Genomic DNA, 24169 nt, shown 5'->3' with positions numbered 1-24169 from the left:
GCCAGATTTATGTCCAAGACCCAGAAAATAATTGGATCGAAATAAACACGGCGGTTCATTAAAACAAAATAATACTCTCCATACACCCTATGAGTAATCCCATTAAAAAAATATTTCAGCTAGGTTTCCCTTGGCAAACCCAGGACCCCTTTTTATTTTGTGTTTACCATTTAGACCATTATCCAAAGGGCAATGCTGAGCTGGGACCTGATGCAGATCTTAGTGATAGAAACTTAGGAAACGATTTTGTAGTCAAAGATGGATGGCGCATGTACCATGGACATTCCATACCCGGGTTTCCATCGCACCCGCATCGTGGATTTGAGACCATTACCATCGTAAACAAAGGTTTTTGCGACCATTCCGATTCCCTAGGAGCTGCGGGACGTTTTGGTGAAGGGGATGTACAATGGATGACCGCGGGACGTGGTGTACAACATTCAGAAATGTTTCCACTTTTGAATACCGATAAAGAGAATACCTTGGAGCTTTTTCAGATATGGTTGAATCTTCCTAAAGCTGGGAAATTTGTGGAACCACATTTTAAGATGTTATGGCACGAGGAAATTCCTGTCATTAAAACCGATACGGCAACGATTAAGATAATTGCTGGGAACTATTCGGATACAAAAGCGCCAACGGCTGCTCCGGATTCTTGGGCCGCAGATACGGGAAATGAAGTCGCTGTTTGGAATATACATATCAACGCAAATAGTGATTATACCGTACCAAAGGCTTCCACAGACTTGAATAGAACCTTATATTTTTATGAGGGAGATAAAATAACCATACATGGGCAAGAAATAACACCTAATTATGGTATAGAATTGGATGCCACTGAAACCATTAGCATTCAAACAAATGGAAAATCAGCTCATTTTTTATTACTACAAGGTAAACCTATAAACGAGCCCGTAGCCAAATACGGACCGTTTGTAATGAATACCGATGCTGAGATACAGAAGGCCATGGAAGAATATCGCACTACACAATTTGGAGGTTGGCCCTGGCCCTATCCGGATAATGTACACGATGCAGGCAAAGGAAGATTTGCCAAATATCCTGATGGTACTTTGGTAGAGAAGTAAATTTAAGATAGTGATATCAAGACCGGAACTCAGATATGCTTTTCATGGATAATCTTTAGCAGTAAAAGGATATTTTCAAAAGAAGAATTTAAATGGATTACCTATCACCTACCTATTTTTTTGATTATGAAAGTGAAGAAATTCAAAAATTGGTAGCCGATTATAAAAATACTTCGCTTTCTAAGAAAGAGATAGTCAAACAACTCTATTTAAAAGTTCGCGACTCTTGGAGGTATAACCCTTATAGCTTAAGTTTTTCCAAGGAAAATTATAGGGCAAGTGTAATTGCTAAAAAATCCAAAGGGCACTGTGTAGACAAGTCCATACTTTTGATAGCTTGTCTGCGAGCATTGGGCATTCCGGCTAGAATTCATTTGGCTAAAGTCAAAAACCATATTGGAGTGGAAAGGCTAGTGGAAAAATTCGGATCCAACGAATTAACCAATCACGGAATGGTGAATGTGTATTTAGACGGAAAATGGCTCAAATTATCGCCTGCATTTAACGCATCTATGTGCCAATTATTTAATGTTGCACCTTTAGAGTTTGACGGTGAAAACGATTCCATATTGCAAGAATTCAATAGAAACGGAAATTTGTTTATGGAATACGTTGAAGACTATGGTCATTTTGAAGATGTCCCCGTATCATTTATGTTTAAGAATGCCCGAGAGCATTACCCTCATATTTTTGACAATGGAACCAAGCAAACGGAATTCGAATTATAGAAATTAAATTTTCGCTATCAACTTATAAACTCAAGTAGTAGCCAATCAAAACCAAATACCATGAAAAATCTATTATGTATTGCCTTATTCATCTTATCTACATTCACAGCATTCTCTCAAGAGAAATCCGATATAAAGAAGGAGGTTCCCAAAGGTGAAGTATTCACCTCTACGCAGTCGGTAACTATCAACGGCAAAACAATAGCCCTTTCTGCAGAAACCGGTACGGTGCAGTTGCGAGATGAAAATGATGAACCCATAGCCCTGTTCGGATTCACGCACTATAAGAAATCCAATTCAAATGAAAACAGGCCTATTGTTTTTGCATTTAATGGAGGTCCGCTATCCGCATCATTTTGGCTACATTTTGGAGTTTTAGGCCCAAAAAGAATTGACGTTAATGATCCTTCGTATACCAAACCCGCTCCATACAAAGTTGTGAATAACGAATTTTCCATTCTTGACAAGGCAGATTTGGTTATGATCGATCCCGTAGGCGTTGGATTCAGTAGACCTATTGGCAATGCAGAATGGAAAGATTTTTGGGGCGTTGACCAAGATATTAGAAGTATTGGGTTGTTTATAGAGCAGTTCTTAATTAAAACAGAGAAGATGAACGCTCCCAAGTATTTGCTCGGTGAGAGTTACGGTACATTCAGAAATGCAGGATTGGTAAAATACCTTCAGGACAAAGGTATCGCCATGAACGGTGTTATTATGGTTTCCGCGGTTTTCGAGTTACAACATTTACTATTTGGGCCCGGAGATGATATTTCGTATTTGACTCATTTTCCTTCCTATGCCGCTACGGCGTGGTATCATAATAAAATAAAAAATAAAGGTGAAGACTTGGAAGGTTTTTTAAAGGGCGTTAGAACGTTTACCGAAAATGAATATGCGCCAGCCTTACTCAAGGGGGATCAATTAACAGCATCGGAAAAAGAAACTATTGCTCAAAAATTAGCCGACTTTTCCGGTTTAACCAAGGATTTTTGGCTTAAGGCGGATTTACGCGTCACCAATAGCGAGTATTTCCAAGAATTGCTGCGGGACAAAGAACTTACTGTTGGTCGGTTGGATTCGAGATATACTGGGATTAATGAAGACCTGTTATCGCAATCTGCGTTTACTGACCCCCAAAGTGATGCAATCTCCTCACCTTATATTTCGGCATTTAAAGATTATTTGTACAATGATTTAAAGGTGCGCAAAGATTTAAGCTACACCACAACAGCAGGTTCAAGAAAGGGTTTTAAATGGGACTGGAGTCATAATGGTAATATAATATGGAATGCACAAGTGGCTGTCAGTACCTTGCCGGATATGACTTCTGCCATGAAAAGAAATCCTGATCTTAAAATTCTAATTCTAAATGGTTATTATGATTTGGCAACTGTTTTCTATGGCGTAGAGTATTCCATTAACCACATGGGTCTGGATGCTGAATTGAAAAAGAATATTATCATGAAATATTACGAGGCAGGCCATATGATGTATACGCATAGGCCATCCATGGAAAAATTTAAAACTGATGTAGATGCTTTTATTGATGAAACTTCCAACTAGCTGAAAAGCTAAAAATAATGGAAACAATTCGCTTATTGCTAGATTTTGGGCTTCTGATACTTATTTGGATGGTACAACTTATAATTTATCCAAGTTTTGCCTTTTACAATCCAAAAGACTTATTACCATGGCATGAGAAGTACACTAGAAGAATAGCGGTGATAGTAATTCCATTAATGTTTGGACAGTTAATCGTGACCACAGCCCAGTTTGTCCAAGAACAGGGATTCTATGAAATATTAAGTATGGCTATGGTTTTGTCATTATGGATCATCACTTTTGCCCTATTTGTGCCGCTCCATCAAAATATTTCAAAAAGAAAAGAAATAGGTTTTTCGGTTCAAAAGCTTGTGCAAAGAAATTGGATAAGAACCACTATTTGGACTGTACTCTTTATTTTGACAACCTGGAACTACGTTACAACCTAATAATTTTAGCCCCTATTGCTCGTAGCCGCTCGTCAATATTTTCGTACCCCCGGTCTATTTGCTCAATATTATGGATAGTAGATGTTCCCTTGGCAGAAAGTGCTGCAATTAATAAAGATACACCAGCTCTTATATCCGGAGAGGTCATCGTTGTTGCTTTCAAACTAGACTTAAAATCGTGTCCCATAACGGCAGCCCTGTGAGGATCACAAAGAATTATTTTGGCGCCCATGTCTAAAAGCTTGTCCACAAAGAACAAACGGCTTTCGAACATCTTTTGATGAATAACTACTTCTCCCCTAGCCTGGGTGGATATCACCAATATTATGCTCAACAAGTCTGGCGTAAGTCCCGGCCAAGGAGCATCTGCAATGGTCAAAATAGAGCCATCGATGTAATTTTGTATCTCATAGCCCTTTTTGTGTTCAGGTATATAAATATCGTCTCCTTTGCGCTCCAGGGTTATACCCAATTTTCTAAAAACCGTTGGAATTTGTCCTAAATCATCCCAGCTGACATTTTTAATGGTAAGTTCGCTTTTAGTCATTGCGGCAAGTCCGATCCAGCTACCGATTTCAATCATATCGGGTAGCATGGTATGATCAGTACCTCCTAACTCCTGGACTCCATCAATTACCAAAAGGTTGGAACCAACGCCAGAAATTTTGGCGCCCATACGGTTCAACATCTTACAAAGTTGTTGCAAATAGGGTTCGCACGCGGCATTATAAATGGTAGTTTGTCCTTCGGCCAATACTGCGGCCATAACAATATTCGCCGTTCCTGTAACAGAAGCTTCGTCTAAGAGCATATAGGTACCCTTAAGTTTTTTAGCCTCTACGCCATAGAAATATTCTTCTTTGTTATATCTAAATTTTGCACCAAGTTTTATAAATCCTTCAAAATGGGTATCCAATCTTCTTCGACCTATTTTATCGCCACCCGGTTTAGGTATATACCCTTTGCCAAATCTCGCTAATAAAGGCCCCACCAACATAATAGAACCTCGTAATCCCCGACCGTCTGCTTTAAATTGATCGGATTGGAGATAATCTAGATTAATATCATCCGATTTAAAAGTATAAGAACCCTTTCCTTTCTTTTGGATTTTTACACCTAAATCCTCTAGGAGGGCAATGAGTTTGTTAACATCAACAATGTCTGGAATGTTATGTATGGTTACCTTTTCTGCAGTTAAGAGTACTGCGCATAAAATTTGTAAGGCTTCATTTTTTGCGCCTTGAGGAGTAATTTCACCGTGTAGTTGGTGCCCCCCTTCAATTTTGAATGTTCCCATCTATAGGAGTGGAAATTTAATAGCGTTTTTTACCGCGGTTATTATTTCTTTGATTTTTCTTATTGGAACTGGACCTTGGACTTTTTGCAATCCTATTTTTTAGGAATTGACCACTATCGGTCAAATTCTCACCCTCCGCGGCAAGGTCTATCTGTCCGTCACTTAATTCATAAAGATGTTTAAATATGGCCTTATCGTCCACCACATCCTTGTTCCAGTTGAGATAGCATTTTTTCATATGGTTGGCGATCGCGTACTCCAATCCTGATCTTTTATCACCCTTCTCCCATTGCACTGCAACATCGATCATTCGTTTAATGTTGTTTCCATAAAAACGATATTTGGGATGATTTTGCGGATATTCCAGAGGCTCTGGACGCTTTTGCAAAATCTCTTTTGAGGTTATTGGAAAGGGTGAGTCCACGTCCAATTTAAAATCGGACATGATAAATAACTGATCCCACAGTTTGTGCTGAAAATCTGGCACGTCTCTCAGGTGGGGCTGTAAATTACCCATCACACTTATGATAGCATTCGCCACCTTGTTTCTCTCCACTCGATCTTCTATGGAAACGGCATGGTCTACCATTTTCTGAAAATGTCTGCCATACTCAGGTATGATGAGATGTGGACGTTCTGTATTGTATTCTAAATTCTCTACTAAATTCAAATTGGAAATTTTAACTGCTTACGATGTATGAAGAAGTATTCTTATAACGTTCGCAAAATAATAAAATTATAGCTTAAAAGCTATTTTACAATGAGATTACCCCTTCAATAATGCTTACCTCTTTATATTTTTGGATTACACCATCCGGATTTTTAATGTTCACAGTTATCGACACACTGGTATATTTCCCATTTTTCGACTTTTTTAAATCGATGACCGCTCCCGTATTGTCAAAAATTTGATGTATTCGCTTTATTTTATCCGGATCGGTAAGAACGATAAACTTATAGAGATAGTTAGAGGGCCATATGGTAGTTTCCTCCAATTGAATTTTTAATCGCTTATAAAAATCCTCCGATTTAAGTTCCGACATAAACTATTTTTTTACAAAGATAAGGGTTAAGCGGAAGTTTTATAATACCTATGGTTTCTTTACTTTTGTTTAGTTAAAATAAAAAATTGAGCGTTAAAAAAATCGTATTAACTGGAGGTCCCGGAACAGGTAAAACATCACTTATAAATTTACTGGAAAAATCAGGATTTTTTTGTTTCCATGAAATTGTACGCTCCATGACCCTGGACGCCAAGAAAACGCAGGAAAAAGAATCTTATTTAACGAATCCATTGGCGTTCGTAAATGATCCAAAATCATTTAATGAACAACTCTTATATGGTAGATTAGCGCATTACGCAAAGGCCTCCGAATTAAATGAAGAAATCGTATTCTTTGATCGCGGATTACCCGACGTTTTGGCCTATATGGACTATTTTAAACAATCCTATGACCAAAAGTATATTGATATTTGCGAATTGAATAGATACACTAGGGTCTTTTTATTCCCTCCTTGGGAAGAAATCTACGTTCAAGATAACGAAAGAATGGAAAGTTTTCAGGAAGCTATCCATATACACAACGCCTTAGAGGAAGCGTATACGTCCATAGGATATGAAATTCAGGAAGTTCCTTTTGGCACTGTAAATGAGCGACTGAAATTTGTATTAAATCATTTAGGCCAATACAGTGAATAAACTTCCAAGGGAAATTCTTAATGAATATTGGGGCTTCACATCTTTTAAGGGCTCTCAAGAATTACTGATTAACGCCGTAATGGAAGGAAGGGACGCATTAGGATTGCTCCCAACTGGTGGTGGAAAATCTATTTGTTTTCAGGTTCCGGCGATGGCCAAAGATGGCATATGTGTGGTAGTCTCACCATTAATTGCACTAATTCAAAATCAGGTAAACACCTTAAAGGATTTAGGGATAAAAGCTATTGGTCTTACAGGGAGGATAAGTTCCGATGAGGTAAGCAACCTTTTGGACAATTGTATCTACGGTAACGTCAAGTTTCTCTATTTATCTCCCGAGAGATTAAATCAGGAGATTGTTCAGGATAGAATTCGTCAAATGAATGTAAATCTTTTGGTAGTAGATGAAGCGCATTGTATTTCTCAATGGGGACATGACTTCCGACCTGCCTATTTAAATTGCGTTATACTCAGGGAATTGCAGCCCAACATTCCATTTATGGCATTAACGGCCACCGCAACGGCAAGGGTTTCCAAGGATATTTGTAATGCATTGGAGCTGAAAAGTCCATTAATCGTAAAAGACTCTTTTTCGAGAGCAAATATTGCCTTTATAGTTCAATTTTCTGAGGATAAAAAATACCAACTAAAGCACTACTGCAAGTCTTTACAGTCCAGTGGAATTGTTTACGTGCGAACAAGAAAACTTGCGGAAGAATTATCTCGTTACTTGGAGAATCATGATATAAGTTCGGCATTTTATCATGGAGGGATCCTAGAGCAACACAAGCGAAAAAAATTGGAAGATTGGTTGCAGAACAGGACAAAAATAATGGTCGCCACCAATGCCTTTGGCATGGGAATAGACAAACCAGATGTAGGTTTGGTAATTCATTATCAGATTCCGGATTGTATTGAAAATTACTATCAGGAGGCAGGTAGGGCCGGACGAAATGGTGAAGCGGCAAAGGCCATTCTATTAACCAATAAGGCGGATGCCGAACAGGTCAAAAAACAGTTCCTTAGCATTCTCCCAGACGTAACTTTTGTTAAAAAAGTATATAGCAAACTTAACAACTACTTTCAAATAGCTTACGGAGAGGGTAACGGGTTTAGTTGTCAGTTGAATTTTAATTCTTTCTGCGCTACATATCAACTTAACACATTGCTGACCTATAACTCTTTGCAAGTGTTGGACAGGAATTCTGTAATTGCCTTATCGGAATCATTTTCGAGAAAGTCAACCTTGCGCTTTGTATGTAACAAGAATGAACTTTTTGATTATTTGGAAACGAACAGACGATTAGAAGATTTGGTGAAGAACGTTATGAGGACTTATGGGGGGATTTTTGAATTTGAAACTAAAGTTAATACGGTATTATTGGCAAATAAATCCAATACAACGGAAGATGCCATTATAGAAGGATTGGAACAATTAAATGCAGATAGCATAGTTGAATATAAAGCCTCCCATAGCGATTTAGAACTTACTTTCTTAGTACCTAGGGAAGACGATTTAACTGTTAACAAGTTCGCCTTTTTGATAAAGGAACAAAACAGGTTAAAGGAGAAAAATGTAATGCACATTTTAGATTATGTGGATAATGATAGGGTATGTAGGAGTAAACAGTTATTACGTTACTTTGACGAAAAGCAGTCTGAAGATTGTGGCGTATGCGATGTTTGCCTTAAAAATGAGCCCGCAAAAAATGGCACATCCACTATTTTAAAAAATCAAATTAAAGACCTATTGCAACATGAACGATTTACCTCAAGAGCCATTTGTGATGTATTGCATTGGGATCAGAAATCCATTTTAAGGGCTATACAGGACTTATTAGAACAGGGCGATATAGAAATCGATACAAAAAACAGGTATCAACTTATACGAAATGAAAGAACTTAGAATTGTATTTATGGGAACGCCAGAATTTGCAGTGGGCATTCTGGATGCTATTATTGGAGCGGGTCATAATGTTGTAGGTGTTATTACCGCGCCCGACCGACCTGCGGGACGTGGAAAAAAAATACACGAGTCTGCAGTAAAAAAATATGCTGAAAGCAAGCAGCTAAAAATCCTTCAACCTACGAATCTAAAAGATGAAGGCTTTTTGAAAGAATTGAAAGCTTTAAAAGCTAATCTGCAGGTTGTTGTTGCCTTTAGAATGCTTCCCAAAGTGGTTTGGCAAATGCCCGAATATGGAACCTTCAATTTGCATGCATCGTTATTACCTGAGTACAGGGGCGCGGCACCTATCAACTGGGCTATAATGAATGGGGAAAAGAAAACAGGAGTAACCACCTTTTTTATCGATGAAAAGATTGATACCGGAGCCATCATTCTCCAAGAGGAAACTGACATACATCCCAACGAAAATGCGGGTAGTCTGCATGATAGGCTTATGGCCTTAGGCGCGGGTATTGTTCTTAAAACTATAGAAAGAATAAGTAACGGGAATATGGAAACCACGTTGCAAGACCAGAAAGAGGGTTTGAAATCGGCACAAAAGATACAACGCGATACCTGTAGAATAAGCTGGGCACTTTCAATTACTGATATCTATAATCATATTCGTGGTTTAAGTCCATATCCAGCCGCTTGGACCATACTCTTTAATGAAGAGGAACAAATAATGGTTAAAATATATGAAACCGAAATGGAAAGAACCGAGCACGATATGAAAACCGGGACTCTAGTTTTTGATAGGAAAACACTAAAGGTAGCTGTCAGTGGAGGTTATTTAAATCTGTTAGAAATACAGCTTCAAGGAAAACGCAGGATGGCCGTTAGAGATGTCTTGAACGGGCTAAACTTGTCAAAAAACGCCTATGTGTCATAAACTCCCGTCTACATTGGCTTGCGAGAATCGTAGAAAAAGCCCTACTTTATCAACAAACCTCCCGAGTTATCAACAAAATAGGGGATTTCCCCTTGTTTTACTTGTGGTCGTCACAAATCCATATAAATTTGTCTGAGGTTTAAATCATTTTAACAACAATTAATTTAATCACATTATGAACAAAACAGAATTGATCGATGCAATGGCAGCAGACGCAGGCATCACAAAAGCAGCGGCTAAAAAATCATTGGAGTCTTTCTTGGGAAATGTTGAAAAGTCCCTTAAGAAAGGAAACAGAGTTTCCTTAGTAGGTTTCGGATCTTGGTCCGTATCTAGAAGAAATGCAAGAGAAGGTAGAAATCCATCAACTGGAAAAACTATCCAAATTGCAGCTAAGAATGTTGTTAAGTTTAAAGCAGGTGCTGATTTAAGCAAAGCGGTAAACTAATTATAAGTTTTCAAATAGTGGAAAAGACGCCTTAATGGGGCGTCTTTTTTATTGCCCTGTTTTTGCCGTTATGAGGATTTGTCTTATTTTAGATTATTAGGTGAACAAATATGGTCCAATTAAAACCAAATAAAGGAAAGTTACTGATTGCTGAGCCTTCCTTGACCGGGGATGTTTCCTTCAATAGATCTGTTGTGTTATTGGCAGAACACAATGACGAAGGTTCTGTTGGTTTTATTCTTAACAAGCCCTTGGAATACCAAATAAACGATTTGGTGACTGAAATAGTCATTCCGTTCCAAGTTTATAACGGTGGCCCTGTTGAACAGGACAATCTTTATTTTATTCACAAAGTTCCACACTTGATCGACAATAGTATTGAAATTTCGGATGGTATCTACTGGGGCGGGAACTTTGACACTACTGTTAACCTTATCAACGAGAAAATTATTTCTGAGGACGATATACGTTTCTTTCTAGGGTATTCCGGTTGGTCTTCGCTGCAACTGGACGAGGAACTATCTTCCAAAACTTGGATAGTGGCTAGAAACGAATATGAGAGTCAAATTATTAAAAAGTCTTCTGTAGCTTTTTGGAAAGAAAAAATGATAGAACTGGGGGGTGACTACCTATTGTGGTCCAACGCTCCAGAAAACCCCAGCCTTAATTAAATTGTAATCCTTACCGCCATATTCAATTTGCCAATCAAGCTATGGCTAACGGTCCTGGCATATTCTTTTTTACGGTATTTGGTTATCGGGATGATTCCGCCAATGGCATTGGTTATAAAAAGCTCATCGGCTTTTTGTAGCTCAAAGGGGGAAATACTTTCCTCCACCAGTTGGTAAATTTCTCCTTTTGAAATTACGTTGATCAGGTTCTTTCTTAGTACGCCATCTAAGCAGCCATCCGAAAGAGGTGGTGTTTTTATCGTTGAACCTGCCACCATAAATACATTACCGTTCAACGCCTCTACCACATTTTTATCGCCGTTCAATAACAAACAATTATCGTAATCATTTTCTTTTGCGAAAATACTGCCCACTACATTAAGAATACGGTTGTTGGTCTTTAAATTGGAGAGCATACTTTTTTGGATATAAAAATCCTTGAAAAGCTCTACTTCATATAACCCGTCCTTCAAAACATAAAAATTTTCCTCCAACTCTCTAGCCTCTATGATATAAGAAACATTATTTGTTAGCGGTGTATACAGTCCCCCATTGTTTCTAAAAACCGTAAAACGTACTCGAGATGCTTTATTAGTTTCTGAAGCTTCAATGGTCTTAAGAATTTCCTGTTCCATAAATTCCATAGTAAAATCCATCGGGATTTCCATACGCAGAATTCGCATAGAGGCCATGAGTCTCAAATAATGATCTTCCAAAAAATAGATGTGCCCGTTAACCACTCGAAAAGACTCAAAAAGTGCGTCTCCGTACAACAACCCCCTATTCCCATGATTTAGATAATCGATATCATTAGAAATGAGTTTTCCGTTAAAATTTACCATAAAAAAAGAGCCTTAAACTAAGGCTCAAAGATACTTCAATAAAAATATATTATTTGGACCCAATAACTTGCTTCAGGTCGGAAACTTGATTTCCCCACAACATTTTAGATTCTTCCACTTCATCCTCTTCCGCAAAATCGGTTATAAAAAGAGAAACATCCTTTGTAATTTCATCAACTATTATTTTCATTTCAAAATAAGTATCATCATCATTTTCCTCCCATGCAAAGCGAACAAACTCATCGGTCTTTCGCTTTAATAACTTAGCATCCTCTTCCGCTCCATCCCATATAAAGGTAAATTTCTCACCTCTGCTATTTACATTATCAGCAAACCACTCGGACAAACCCGACGGTGTTGCCAAATATTGGTAAAGCATTTGGGGTGAGGATTGTATAACGAACTCTATTTGAAATTTTACTTTATCGGTCATGTTCAACATCTTTATGGTGGACAATATATATATTTCTAAATGATAAAAAAATAAAAGGACAGTATTATTTTTTACGAAGCTATAGTTGATGAACAAGAAATTAAACTTTATATTTGCAGCCGCTTAAAAGTAGCATGGCGAGGTAGCTCAGGCGGTTAGAGCGCAGGATTCATAACCCTGAGGTCGGGGGTTCAAGTCCCCCTCTCGCTACAATAAAAAACCCTTTCATAATGAAAGGGTTTTTAAGTTTTAGTTCTGCTTAGATAGCGCGGCAGATCATTTAAATCCCTCTAAATTCAAATAAAAGTCCTCATATATATCCTTGGAATTAATAGAATTATAAAAATTAATTATTCGGTTACCACTATCTCTTGAGGTTTTTACGGGAACCAAAGTTGCCATAGACGGTTTTAAAAATGAGGTAACCAAAGCCAGGTCCCATAAAACCCGTTTTCTTCGACTGCCATCCAAATGGTCGTCCCATCGTTTAATTAAATATTTCCCCAGATAGTGGTTTCCTATTTTATCTGAAATTGTATCGTAATCAATTTCCATGTCAGAGGCTACACTTACGGGCATTATATTCATTGGAGTACTGGATTCTAATATATAATCCAACGCATACTGGTCCATAGCACAATTAAAATCATTTCGTTTAAGAATTTTCGTGTCGAAATCCATTGTTGTTCCCAGCCAAAATACCTCAATGCTGGAGGATATCGAAGGTTCTAAAAACAGTGCTGATGACACATTGGTTAAAGCGCCCAAAACAAGGATAGGCAATCGTGTTCCTGAAGTTTGGGCCTTAGCCTGTTTGATTATTTCATAAGTTGCAGCTGAATGCTGCGCACGGTCTCCCCAGTCGTACATTCTGGCCGCTCCTCCTCTATTAGTCTTAACGGACAAACCCATTTCTCCCAAAAGCTGTTGGTTTAGTCTGTGACTATTTTCCATAGTATTTTCAATGGCCCAATGAGCGGTCTGCCAATGAGCTGCGTTTAAAGCAACAACTTCTACGGAGGGTTCCATCAAAATACGCACGAGTGCATATAAATCATCTACTTCGTTCCCTGTGTCGGCATCGACGATAATTTTCTGTTGTGCTAGACCCAACGAGGTAATGAAAGAGAAAAGCAGCAGGAGCCTAATTTTAGTTTCAACCATATCCTTTAAAATCATGATTTAAATTTTAAACAAGGTATTTATTTAGTCCCATAATAACAAAATACCAAACTCATCCAAGTTCTTTATTCAGGTTCAAAGTCGTATTTTTGCAACTTTGCTATGAATCCATGATTAATTACGAAGAAAACATAGAGGTTAAGGGTGCTAGAGTCCATAATCTTAAAAATATTGATGTCACCATTCCTAGAAATAAATTGGTGGTCATAACCGGTCTTTCAGGGAGTGGTAAATCTTCATTAGCCTTCGATACTATTTATGCAGAAGGACAAAGACGTTACATAGAAACTTTTTCTGCCTATGCCAGACAGTTTCTTGGCGGGTTGGAGCGACCGGATGTGGACAAAATTGATGGTCTCTCACCTGTTATAGCCATCGAACAAAAAACAACTTCAAAATCTCCACGTTCCACGGTCGGTACCATTACCGAAGTGTACGATTTTCTCCGTCTTCTTTTCGCCCGTGCCGCAGATGCACACAGTTATAATACCGGTGAGAAGATGGTGAGCTACAGTGATGAGCAGATAAAAAATCTAATCATTCACTCCTTTAAGGATAAGAAAATTAATATCCTGGCCCCTATTATCAAATCGAGAAAAGGGCATTATCGGGAGCTTTTTGAGCAAATTGCCAAACAAGGTTTCGTAAAGGTCCGAGTAGATGGAGAAATACGGGATATTGTCAAGGGGATGAAGGTAGACCGTTACAAGGTGCATGATATTGAAATTGTTATCGATAGACTGAAAGTGGTAGAAAATGAAGATTTTCATAAACGACTTTCAGAAACCATAAATACGGCCATGTATAGTGGTAACAATGTATTGATGGTACTTGAGGAAGGTTCCGAAGAACCTCGATATTTCAGTAGGGACTTAATGTGCCCAACCACAGGCATTTCATATCCTACGCCTGAACCGAATACGTTTTCCTTTAATTCACCTAAAGGTATGTGCGCCCACTGTAGCGGTTTAGGACATGTTTATGAAGTGAACGAGAAGAAAATTTTTCCAAATAAGAAATTGTCCATTAAGAGTGGTGGAATTGCACCCCTTGGGGATTATAAAAAATCATGGGCCTTTAAGCAAATAGAAACTATTGCACAACGATATCAATTTGAGCTCACGGATCCTGTTGGAGAAATCCCTAAAGAGGCATTGGAAGTATTATTGAATGGTGGACAGGAGAGTTTTGAGGTCGATTCCAAGACACTTGGAGTAAAACGCACCTACAAAATTGATTATGAAGGCATCGCCAATTTTATTAAAAGTCAATTCGAAACCGCGGAATCTACTTCCATTAAGCGTTGGGCCAAAGAGTATATGGATAAAATCGAATGTCCTACATGTCAAGGGTCTAGATTAAGAATTGAATCCCTATACTTTAAAATCGAAGATACTAACATTGCTCAATTATCGTCAATGGATATTGGGGAGTTGGCCGATTTCTTTCATGGTCTAGAAAAGAAATTGGAAGGTAATCAACTAAAAATAGCGGAAGAGATTATTAAGGAAATCCGAACGAGAATTCGTTTTTTGCTTGACGTAGGGCTGGACTACCTATCACTCAACCGAAGTTCAAAATCCTTATCTGGCGGGGAAGCGCAACGTATTCGTCTTGCAACACAAATTGGGTCTCAACTAGTGGGCGTTCTCTATATTCTTGATGAACCAAGCATTGGGTTGCACCAACGCGATAACAACCGGCTCATAAAATCTTTGGAATCATTACGGGATATCGGGAATTCGGTTATTGTAGTGGAGCATGACCGTGATATGATAGAACGTGCGGATCACGTAATTGACATTGGTCCCAAGGCCGGCAGGCACGGTGGAGAAATTATATCGGAAGGCACTCCTGAGGAACTGAAGAACCACAATACAATTACTGCTGATTACATCAAAGGGGTACGAGAAATAAAAGTCCCTAAAAACAGACGAAAGGGTAACGGTAAAAAAATAAAATTGTCGGGCTGTACTGGGAATAATTTAAAAAACATCACCGTTGAGTTCCCATTAGGAAAAATGATTGGGGTTACGGGAGTGTCAGGAAGCGGAAAATCAACTTTAATTAATGAAACCCTATATCCCATTATGAACGCCCATTACTTTAATGGGGTTAAAAAACCGATGCCCTATAAAAAAATTACGGGGCTAGAACATATAGACAAGGTTATAGATATAAACCAATCCCCTATCGGTAGAACACCACGTTCCAATCCGGCTACCTATACAGGCGTTTTTAGTGAAATACGTTCTTTATTTACAAAAACTCCTGAAGCTGCTATACGAGGATATAAACCAGGACGTTTTAGTTTTAATGTAAAAGGCGGTAGATGCGAGACTTGCCAAGGAGGTGGCCTAAGGGTCATAGAAATGAATTTTCTTCCTGATGTTTACGTGGAATGCGAAACCTGTAATGGTAAGCGCTTTAACAGAGAGACCTTGGAAATACGCTACAAAGGCAAATCCATTTCCGACGTATTGGAAATGACGATTAATGAGGCGGTCGATTTTTTTGAACTTATACCCAAAATACATCGTAAGTTAAAGACCATTCAAGATGTAGGATTAGGTTATATATCCTTAGGCCAACAATCCACAACTTTGTCTGGTGGTGAAGCACAACGAATCAAACTAGCAACAGAATTATCAAAAAGGGATACAGGAAATACATTTTATATTCTAGACGAGCCTACGACAGGATTGCATTTTGAGGATATTCGTGTGTTGATGGAAGTTTTGAATACTTTGGCCGATAAAGGGAATACGGTTTTGGTCATAGAGCATAACTTGGATGTTATTAAGACGGTAGATTATATTATCGATATAGGCTATGAAGGTGGGCGCTCTGGGGGCAAATTAGTGGCAAAAGGTACCCCTGAGGAAATTTGTAAAGATAAAAAGAGCTATACGGCAGAGTTTTTGAGAAAGGAACTTAAGCCAAGGAAGGAAAAAAATACTAAGGTCGAAACCAGTTTAGTGAAATAATTGAATTTATGAGAGCAGAGAAACATCCAAAGGGATGGAACGAGATAAAGACAAATGATTCATGGGCCATTTTTAAGATAATGGGTGAATTTGTCAACGGATTTGAAAAAATGAGTAAAATTGGGCCCTGTGTGTCCATTTTCGGGTCTGCTAGAACTAAAGAGGGGGACAGTTATTATCAGTTAGCCGTTAGTATTTCAAAAAGTATTTCAGAAGCCGGTTACGGCGTGATTACTGGAGGTGGTCCCGGAATCATGGAGGCAGGGAACAGAGGCGCCAATCTAGCCGGAGGTACTTCGGTTGGGCTAAACATAGACCTTCCCTTTGAACAGCATGACAATCCGTACATTGATGATGATAAGAGTTTAGATTTTGATTATTTCTTTGTAAGAAAAGTAATGTTCGTTAAATATTCCCAAGGATTCGTGGTAATGCCCGGTGGTTTTGGAACACTAGATGAGCTATTCGAAGCCATTACACTGATTCAAACCCATAAAATTGGAAAATTTCCGATTATTTTGGTTGGAAGTGACTTTTGGACGGGTCTTTTTGACTGGATAAAAACTACGATGCTAAAAGTCGGTAATATAAGTCCGGAAGATTTAAACTTGATAAAAATTGTGGACACGGAGGATGAAGTAGTGCAGATTATCGATGCTTTCTACAAAGGTCACACAATGAGCCCAAATTTTTAATTAGCAAGTTGGACAAATTGTCAAACTACAAATGGTTTCTTTCTGCACTGCTAATCATATCGGCGGTATCACAGGGCCTGTCCCAATATGAAACAGAGTTGGAGGTAAGCCTTAATGATTACACCAAGGAGTTAAGTATAAAACAACAATTCACTTATTACAATGATTCCAATTATTCCTTAGGCCAGCTGTATTTTAATGATTGGGCACATGCCTATTCCAATAAGAATACGGGTCTATCAAAACGATTTGCACAAGAATTTAAGAAAAGTTTGCACTTGGCAAAAAGAAACGAAAGGGGCTATACCACAATTATAAGCGCCGTAGACGATAATTATCTTGGTTTAGAATATGAACGAACAAAAGAAGATGATATCCTTAGGATAAAATTAAATGAACCCTTACTTCCAAAAGAATCGACAAAAATTTTCATTACCTATAAGGTGAAACTTCCTCCCAATAAATTTACACCATACGGATATGATAATAGGGGAAACTATTACTTAAAGGACTGGTACCTTACCCCTGCCGTATATGATGGTAAATGGCATCTCTATTCTAATAAGAATTTGGAGGACCTTTATACGAATATTACAAATACGACCATAAATTTCAAGTACCCGGACAGTCTCTTCCTCGCTACGAATTTCAACAAGTTTAATAGTACCAATTTTTCAAGTGGGCAATACGTCAGACTAGAGGGTGAAAACCGTAAGAGCGCGGAAATCATACTTCAGAGAAATAACGATTTCACCAAGCATGTCACTCCTCACATGACATTTGTAACGAATATTTCGGCGCCTAGATACAGCCCCATTGGACAAGGGATTTCCATTAGCAAGATAGCGGATTTTATTCATGAAAATTTAGGAGAATATCCGCATAAGACACTTTTGGTAAGTGAATTGGATTATGATAAAAATCCATTGTACGGCCTAAACCAATTACCATCTTTTATACGTCCCTATGACCAGCAGTTTCAATTTGAAATGAAGTTTTTAAAAACTGCGCTGAACAGTATGTTACAAGAAACCCTATTTCTTGACCCTAGGAAGGAACAATGGTTGAACAGTGCCATTGCCAATTACCTAATGATCGCCTATGTGGAGGAATATTACCCTGATCAAAAATTATTGGGCAAGCTATCCCGTATATGGGGTATTCGTAGCTTTAACTTGGCTCAAATGGGATTTAATGAACAGTATTCGTTTTTGTACAATCTAACGGCAAGAAAAAATTTAGATCAGGCTCTGACCACACCTAATGATTCCTTGATCAAGTTCAACCAAAAAATCGCCAATAAATACAAAGCCGGTTTGGGGCTTGCCTATTTGGCCGATTATATGGGTAAGGAAAAGGTAGATGAGAGTATTAAAACCTTTTTTAAATACTATAAACTCAACAAAGTAAGTATATTGGATTTTGAGTCCATTTTAAAACGGTCAACGGATAAGGACATCAACTGGTTTTTTAGGGATTATGTTTCTACCGACCGAAAAATCGATTTCAAAATCAAGAAAGTAAAAAAAATCGGTGATTCCCTTGAGGTCACCATCAAGAATAAAGAAGGTACCAACGTACCCATTTCAGTATTCGGGCTTAAGGAGGACTCCGTTATTTCCAAATATTGGTTCAAGGATATTGAATTTTCCGAAACTTTTAGCATTCCCAATAACAATGAGGATAAACTGGTTCTGAACTATGACCAAAAAATACCGGAGTTTAATCAGCGGGATAATTGGAAATCCTTAGGAGGATTCTTATCAAGCAACAAGAAATTAAACTTCACGTTTTTCAAGGATTCCGAAAATCCATATTACAATCAAGTATTCTATGTACCTGTATTGAATTTCAATATCTATGATGGTTGGACACCAGGGATGCGCCTTTATAACAAGACCCTTTTGGAACGCCCTTTTGTTTATGATTTTGCTCCCTCATACTCCTTTAGGGAAAAAGCGTTCGTTGGTTACGGCAAGTTTAATTACCGAAAGTATTTGAGCAAGAGCGGTCTGTACGTGGCCAATTATGCCATTGGTGCTTCAACATCACATTTTAACGTCAATTCCAGATATACTTCCGTTACTCCAGCATTAAGTTTTGGATGGCGTCCAGAAGATTTAATTTCCAATAAAAGACAGTTTCTCTCTTTTAGGTATGTAAACATCTTCAGGAAGTTTGACGAGACCGTTCAGGATTTGGCCAATGATTCTGAAAATCCCGATTATAGTGTCTTCAATATGAGATACATAAATAGGAACAACGGTATTCTGGATTACAATTCCTGGTTTGCCGATTTCCAGTTGGCAGGTAATTTTTCAAAACTTTCTTTTGAATATGAATACAGAAAACTTTTTGAAAATAACCGTCAGCTTAATTTGCGCTTTTTTGCCGGGAAGTTTTTGAGTAACAAAACCGATTCCGATTTCTTCAGTTTTGCACTGGATAGACCAACTGATTATTTATTTGACTACGGATATCTGGGTCGATCAGAAGACTCGGGAATCTACAGTCAACAAATCATTATTGCTGAAGGAGGATTTAAATCCTTCTTGGATGAGCGGTATCGATTTTCTAACAACTGGCTTACTACCGTTAATGCAAGTTTTAATTTATGGCGTTGGATAGAACTTTATGGAGATGCCGGTTTAGTGAAGAATAAGAATGTTCCGGAGAAATTTGTTTATGATTCAGGTGTACGCCTAAATTTGGTGACCGATTATTTTGAACTGTACTTACCCTTATACTCCAACAACGGTTGGGAGATAGCGCAACCAGACTATGGGGAAAGGATAAGGTTCATTATTACTGTGGACATTAAGACGCTTACCGGGCTATTTACCAGAAAATGGTTTTAATTAGATATCTTTAATTGAAAGATAATTTTTCCTTCCCAAATTATCAATATCTTATCATTTTGTTATTTCTATTGACAAATATGCAAAAATTAATCGTATTTGTGGATTGCTAAAATCCATTTGATTTGGTATTTTTGTGGAAATATTGAATTCTATGGACGTCTCTTCCAAGACCAGTAACGATATTTCCTTTGAGGACTTTAAAGCACAAATAATAAGCGACTATGAAATCGCCTTTATGAGTAGGGCATGTTCCTTATTAGGTAGAAAAGAGGTCCTGACAGGCAAAGCAAAATTCGGCATATTTGGTGATGGGAAGGAACTACCACAATTGGCTATGGCCAAATCCTTCAGGAATGGTGATTTTAGAAGTGGTTACTATCGTGATCAGACTTTTATGATGGCGCTTGGTTTCCTAAAACCAAAAGACTTCTTTCACGGATTGTACGCAACTCCGGATATTGACAAGGAACCCATGAGCGCAGGAAGGCAAATGGGTGGGCATTTTTTAACATATAGCCTAAATCCGGATGGTAGTTGGAAAGATTTGACCAAACAAAAGAATAGCAGCGCGGATATTTCCTGTACAGCCGGTCAAATGCCCAGACTATTAGGGCTTGCACAAGCCTCAAAACTATATCGTGATTTAGATTACCTGGATAGTAGCAAATTTTCCAACAAGGGCAACGAAGTAGCCTGGGGTACCATTGGCAACGCCAGCACCAGCGAAGGAATGTTCTGGGAAACCATTAATGCCGCAGGTGTTCTACAAGTACCAATGGTAGTAAGTATTTGGGACGACGAATACGGAATTTCCGTACCGGCAAAATACCACACTACAAAAGAAGATATCTCGAAGATACTAGCAGGGTTTCAAAGGGATGAGAACCATAAGGGTTTTGAAATACTTAAGGTAAAAGGTTGGGACTATACCGCCCTAATGCACGCATATGACAATGCTTCGGACATAGCACGTCAAGAACATGTTCCTGTAATTATACACGTAACCGAACTGACCCAGCCTCAAGGACATTCCACCTCAGGTTCCCATGAGCGCTATAAGGACGATAAACGCTTGGAATGGGAACGCGACAATGATTGTAACAAAAGGTTTAAAGAATGGATTCTAGAATCCGGCATTGCCACATCCCAAGAATTGGAAGAGCTAGAAAAACGAATAAAAAGAACCGTTAGGGAGGCAAAAAAAGAGGCTTGGGCAGAATTTTTAGAGGAAAATCTGATCGAGAAGAAAAGGCTTGTTCAATACATTAATGCCGCTTCCTTAAAAAGTCCAAATAAAAATTTCCTGACGAAAATCAAGAATGATCTCATCTCCATTGATGAGCCCATCAAAAAAGACTTGGCCGTTTTTGCCAGAAAATCTTTGAGGTACCTTTTAGGTGAAAAATCCAGCGAGAGAGATGCTTTGATTAGCTGGCTAAATAATTTTATGGATGTCTCACAATCCAAGTTCAGTTCGCACTTGTATAATGAAACTGAAAATCGTGCCACAAACATAAAAGCAATAGCACCTGTTTATGAGGAAGATTTAGAAAAAGTAGATGGCCGCATAATTTTAAGGGACAATTTTGATAAACTCTTCGAAACCTATACGAACGCTTTGGTTTTTGGTGAGGATAGCGGTGCCATTGGTGATGTAAACCAAGGACTGGAAGGTCTTCAAGAAAAGTATGGTGCCTTGCGAATTTCCGATACAGGCATAAGGGAAACAACGATAATTGGTCAAGGAATTGGAATGGCATTGCGAGGTTTACGACCCATTGCCGAAATCCAATATTTAGATTATATCTTCTATGCCATGGCCACATTAACCGATGACCTTGCCACACTTTTATACCGTACCCAAGGCAAACAAAAAGCTCCCTTAATCGTTAGGACAAGAGGTCATCGCCTAGAAGGTATTTGGCATTCGGGTTCAGAGATGGGTGGTCTCATTCATTTGCTGCGGGGAATGTATATTCTAGCACCTAGGAACATGACCCAGGCTGCCGGTTTTTATAATACGCTAATGAAGAGTGATGAGCCTGCCCTGGTTATTGAGAGTTTAAATGGCTACCGGCTTAAAGAAAAGAAACCGACCAACCTTGGTGAATTTTGTACCCCAATAGGAGTAGTAGAAACCGTAAAGAGCGGAACGGATATTACTTTGGTGTCTTACGGCTCCACGCTAAGAATTGTTGAAAAAGCTGCAAAAGAACTTTTGGAAGTAGGTGTTGATGCTGAAGTAATTGATGCCCAGACCCTTTTACCTTTCGATATTGAGCATAAGGTCGTAGAAAGTGTTAAAAAGACCAACCGTTTGTTGGTAATAGATGAAGATGTTCCTGGAGGATGCTCCGCGTATCTTCTTAATGAAATCGTCGAGAAGCAAGGTGCCTATATCTATTTGGACAGTGCTCCTCAAACTTTAAGTGCAAAAGCTCATAGGCCGGCTTATGGAACGGATGGCGATTATTTCTCCAAACCAAACAGTGAGGATATTTTTGAAAAGGTTTATGCCATAATGCATGAAGCCAACCCTGAGGATTTTCCTAATTTATACTAATAACTTTTTGCAGTAAGTTTTTCATAAATAAGAATAGTTAAACTAAAAAATCCCGCTTGGAGCGGGATTTTTCATTCAATCGTGATATAAATTTAATTCTTAAGGTCCTTTTCGGGAGTTTTCATCGCGGGCATCTTGGGGTTACCATCGGCGTCAATCTCTATGATGGCATCAAAGCCAAGTTCATCCAATTTATCAGCAACCTTGGACCTATCCCCTACCATAAACCAGTTCACGGCATCCGGTTTAACCACCATCTTACTTACCTCCTGCACATCCTTTAGCGAAAGGTTGCGAACACTTTGGTCATAGCTCTGGTAATAATCATCCGGCAAGTCATATTTAACCAAATTAACCACCGAACTATTTACAGAACTGTTCGTCTCCCATTGTCCGGGAAGGCTTAAGATTTGATTCGTTTTAACCTTGTCCAATTCAGCCTGTGTCACAGGGCGGGTAGATATGAATTCAGATATTTCCTTACGCACCTCGGTGATAGATTCGGCAGTCTTATCAGTTTGAACGGGAGCATACACTATAAATGGACGTTCCTCCTTTGCCCCCATTACAAAACCTCCGGCCCCATAGGCCCAATGTTTATCCTCTCGCAGGTTCATGTTAATACGGGACGTAAAATCTCCGCCTAGTATACTCACCATTTGTTCCAGGGCCACTTGTGGTATGTCACCATATTTACTGGTCAAATGCCCCGCTAAAATAACGGACTGTTCAGACTCCGGTCTATCCATGAGGTACAAGGTGTTTTTAGAATTTACTTTAGGTGCGCTAAAGGTAACTTCGGGCACCTCCGCTCTTTTCCATTTACCAAAGGCCTTTTCAAGTTTTGACTTTAACTCGGCCATATTAACATCTCCGGTTACCACCAAAGTCGCGTTATTTGGCCTTATCCATGTGTTATAGAAGCTTTCGATATCGGCTCTAGTCAATTTTTCCACCGTATCCTCATAACCGGTTCCTGTATATGGATTACTATAAGGATGGCCCTCCCCATAGAGATACCTGTTCATAACACGTAAGGCCATCGTGATAGGTTGTGATTTTTCCTGCTTAATACTATTGATTTGTTCGCTTTTTAAACGTTCAAATTCCTTTTCCGGAAAAGCTGGATTTAAGACGACATCAGCAAATAAGTCGATACTGGCGTCCAAACTTGGTTTTAGAGTATTTAGATAGACGTTGGAGTTATCCTGACTTGAAAAAGTGGAAAGACTGGCGCCCAATAATTGCAATCGCTCGTTTATTTGAAGCGAATTCATTTCTTTTGTTCCCTCGTCCAACAAATCCATCGCTAATTCCGCGGTCCCGGGGCTAGATAAATAATCCGATTTATAACCCGCGTCGAACATCAGGTTCATAACTACCGTTGGTACGCCGGCTCTTTTAGCTAAGACTACGTTTAGTCCATTGGATAATTTTGCCCTTTCCAAAGTCGGAAATTTAGAGCTCTTGGGAGCCGTTAATTCGGGCAATTTAGAGCGGTCTACCGTACTTTTTACTACCTCGTATTCCGCAAACGGCTTACACAGAATCACATGTTTTCCTTTGGAAAACCATTTATTAGTAGTGCTTATTATGTCTTCAACTGTAGCATCTTCAACATATTGCAATACTTTTTTGTAATAGGAGGCATCTTCAAAATACGTCTCGTTAGATGCTAAAATATCGGAAACCCCGCCGAACCCGCCAATACGTTCCAAACCTTTTATAAAACCGGAAAAATAGGCCGCTTTGACCCTTTTTAGTTCGGCCTCCGTTGGCCCTTCGTTCATAAGCTTTTCAATTTCTTCCTCCATAATAGCCCTTACCTTAGCAACATCTTC

At 38.7% G+C, this 24169-nt stretch carries 20 protein-coding genes and 1 tRNA gene; 14 read left to right on the top strand and 7 right to left on the bottom strand.

What is annotated here, in order from left to right; translation table 11 throughout:
* The first annotated feature begins 89 nt into the window (after positions 1 to 89).
* The 4 genes from N8A89_RS15950 to N8A89_RS15935 all read left to right on the top strand — a co-directional run bounded on the left by N8A89_RS15950 (position 90) and on the right by N8A89_RS15935 (position 3810).
* Positions 90 to 1088 carry a pirin family protein gene (locus N8A89_RS15950; RefSeq protein WP_281543112.1) on the top strand — a complete coding sequence of 333 codons (999 nt, stop codon included), beginning with the start codon at positions 90 to 92 and terminating at the stop codon, positions 1086 to 1088.
* A 92-nt stretch (positions 1089 to 1180) separates the two neighbouring features.
* Positions 1181 to 1816 carry a transglutaminase-like domain-containing protein gene (locus tag N8A89_RS15945; RefSeq protein WP_281543111.1) on the top strand — a complete coding sequence of 212 codons (636 nt, stop codon included), beginning with the start codon at positions 1181 to 1183 and terminating at the stop codon, positions 1814 to 1816.
* 60 nt (positions 1817 to 1876) lie between these two features.
* A complete protein-coding gene (locus N8A89_RS15940; protein WP_281543110.1) occupies positions 1877 to 3382 on the top strand; it encodes a S10 family peptidase in 1506 nt (501 codons plus the stop codon).
* A gap of 17 nt (positions 3383 to 3399) precedes the next feature.
* Entirely contained in the window at positions 3400 to 3810 is a 411-nt protein-coding gene (locus N8A89_RS15935; RefSeq protein WP_281543109.1) for a hypothetical protein, read from the top strand.
* On the opposite strand, the gene murA is transcribed toward N8A89_RS15935, so the two are convergent.
* From murA to N8A89_RS15920, 3 genes are all read right to left on the bottom strand, one after another.
* On the bottom strand, positions 3800 to 5107 hold the full coding sequence (gene murA / locus N8A89_RS15930) for a UDP-N-acetylglucosamine 1-carboxyvinyltransferase (protein WP_281543108.1): 1308 nt from the start codon (positions 5105 to 5107) through the stop codon (positions 3800 to 3802). The two genes, N8A89_RS15935 and murA, sit on opposite strands and share 11 nt — an antisense overlap.
* Positions 5108 to 5123: 16 nt before the next feature.
* On the bottom strand, positions 5124 to 5777 hold the full coding sequence (locus N8A89_RS15925; protein ID WP_281543107.1) for a DUF4290 domain-containing protein: 654 nt from the start codon (positions 5775 to 5777) through the stop codon (positions 5124 to 5126).
* Between the two features lie 85 nt (positions 5778 to 5862).
* Positions 5863 to 6150 carry a DUF493 family protein gene (locus tag N8A89_RS15920; protein WP_281543106.1) on the bottom strand — a complete coding sequence of 96 codons (288 nt, stop codon included), beginning with the start codon at positions 6148 to 6150 and terminating at the stop codon, positions 5863 to 5865.
* Positions 6151 to 6236: 86 nt separating this feature from the next.
* On the opposite strand from N8A89_RS15920, the gene N8A89_RS15915 reads away from it, so the two are divergent.
* From N8A89_RS15915 to N8A89_RS15895, 5 genes are all read left to right on the top strand, one after another.
* The gene (locus tag N8A89_RS15915) at positions 6237 to 6806 is read left to right on the top strand and encodes an AAA family ATPase (RefSeq protein WP_281543105.1); all 570 of its coding nucleotides are present in this window, start codon (positions 6237 to 6239) and stop codon (positions 6804 to 6806) included.
* Positions 6799 to 8712, top strand: a complete 1914-nt coding sequence (locus N8A89_RS15910) for a RecQ family ATP-dependent DNA helicase (protein ID WP_281543104.1) — start codon at positions 6799 to 6801, stop codon at positions 8710 to 8712. Before N8A89_RS15915 ends, N8A89_RS15910 begins: the two co-directional genes overlap by 8 nt.
* Positions 8699 to 9646 (top strand): methionyl-tRNA formyltransferase, encoded by a 948-nt coding sequence (fmt, locus tag N8A89_RS15905; RefSeq protein ID WP_289644593.1) that lies wholly within the window; start codon positions 8699 to 8701, stop codon positions 9644 to 9646. Before N8A89_RS15910 ends, fmt begins: the two co-directional genes overlap by 14 nt.
* A 175-nt stretch (positions 9647 to 9821) precedes the next feature.
* Positions 9822 to 10094: an HU family DNA-binding protein gene (locus tag N8A89_RS15900; RefSeq protein ID WP_281543103.1), complete on the top strand. Its 273-nt coding sequence runs from the start codon at positions 9822 to 9824 to the stop codon at positions 10092 to 10094.
* Positions 10095 to 10204: 110 nt separating this feature from the next.
* Positions 10205 to 10765, top strand: a complete 561-nt coding sequence (locus tag N8A89_RS15895) for a YqgE/AlgH family protein (protein ID WP_289644592.1) — start codon at positions 10205 to 10207, stop codon at positions 10763 to 10765.
* Here N8A89_RS15895 and N8A89_RS15890 read toward each other — a convergent pair.
* Positions 10762 to 11607, bottom strand: coding sequence for an aminotransferase class IV (locus N8A89_RS15890; protein WP_281543102.1), 846 nt, complete (start codon positions 11605 to 11607; stop codon positions 10762 to 10764). The genes N8A89_RS15895 and N8A89_RS15890 overlap by 4 nt on opposite strands.
* A 49-nt stretch (positions 11608 to 11656) precedes the next feature.
* On the bottom strand, positions 11657 to 12040 hold the full coding sequence (locus tag N8A89_RS15885; protein ID WP_281543307.1) for an START-like domain-containing protein: 384 nt from the start codon (positions 12038 to 12040) through the stop codon (positions 11657 to 11659).
* 136 nt (positions 12041 to 12176) lie between these two features.
* On the opposite strand from N8A89_RS15885, the gene N8A89_RS15880 reads away from it, so the two are divergent.
* A tRNA-Met gene (locus N8A89_RS15880) sits at positions 12177 to 12250 on the top strand.
* A 66-nt stretch (positions 12251 to 12316) separates the two neighbouring features.
* Here the strand turns inward: N8A89_RS15880 and N8A89_RS15875 are convergent.
* Positions 12317 to 13219, bottom strand: coding sequence for a nucleoside hydrolase (locus tag N8A89_RS15875; RefSeq protein WP_281543101.1), 903 nt, complete (start codon positions 13217 to 13219; stop codon positions 12317 to 12319).
* 113 nt (positions 13220 to 13332) lie between these two features.
* Here N8A89_RS15875 and uvrA point away from each other — a divergent pair, with 113 nt between their 5' ends.
* The 4 genes from uvrA to N8A89_RS15855 all read left to right on the top strand — a co-directional run bounded on the left by uvrA (position 13333) and on the right by N8A89_RS15855 (position 22328).
* On the top strand, positions 13333 to 16209 hold the full coding sequence (gene uvrA, locus N8A89_RS15870; RefSeq protein WP_281543100.1) for an excinuclease ABC subunit UvrA: 2877 nt from the start codon (positions 13333 to 13335) through the stop codon (positions 16207 to 16209).
* Between the two features lie 8 nt (positions 16210 to 16217).
* Positions 16218 to 16904 (top strand): LOG family protein, encoded by a 687-nt coding sequence (locus N8A89_RS15865; RefSeq protein ID WP_281543099.1) that lies wholly within the window; start codon positions 16218 to 16220, stop codon positions 16902 to 16904.
* Between the two features lie 17 nt (positions 16905 to 16921).
* Entirely contained in the window at positions 16922 to 19762 is a 2841-nt protein-coding gene (locus tag N8A89_RS15860; protein WP_289644591.1) for a gluzincin family metallopeptidase, read from the top strand.
* 154 nt (positions 19763 to 19916) lie between these two features.
* A complete protein-coding gene (locus N8A89_RS15855) occupies positions 19917 to 22328 on the top strand; it encodes an alpha-ketoacid dehydrogenase subunit alpha/beta (protein WP_281543098.1) in 2412 nt (803 codons plus the stop codon).
* 92 nt (positions 22329 to 22420) lie between these two features.
* Here N8A89_RS15855 and N8A89_RS15850 read toward each other — a convergent pair whose 3' ends face one another.
* Positions 22421 to 24142: an insulinase family protein gene (locus tag N8A89_RS15850; protein ID WP_281543097.1), complete on the bottom strand. Its 1722-nt coding sequence runs from the start codon at positions 24140 to 24142 to the stop codon at positions 22421 to 22423.
* Positions 24143 to 24169: the final 27 nt, after the last annotated feature.

Source organism: Maribacter aestuarii (assembly GCF_027474845.2).
GTDB lineage: Bacteria > Bacteroidota > Bacteroidia > Flavobacteriales > Flavobacteriaceae > Maribacter > Maribacter aestuarii.
The sequence above is the reverse complement of the archived record's forward strand: the minus strand, read 5'-3'. Positions and strand labels throughout refer to the sequence as shown.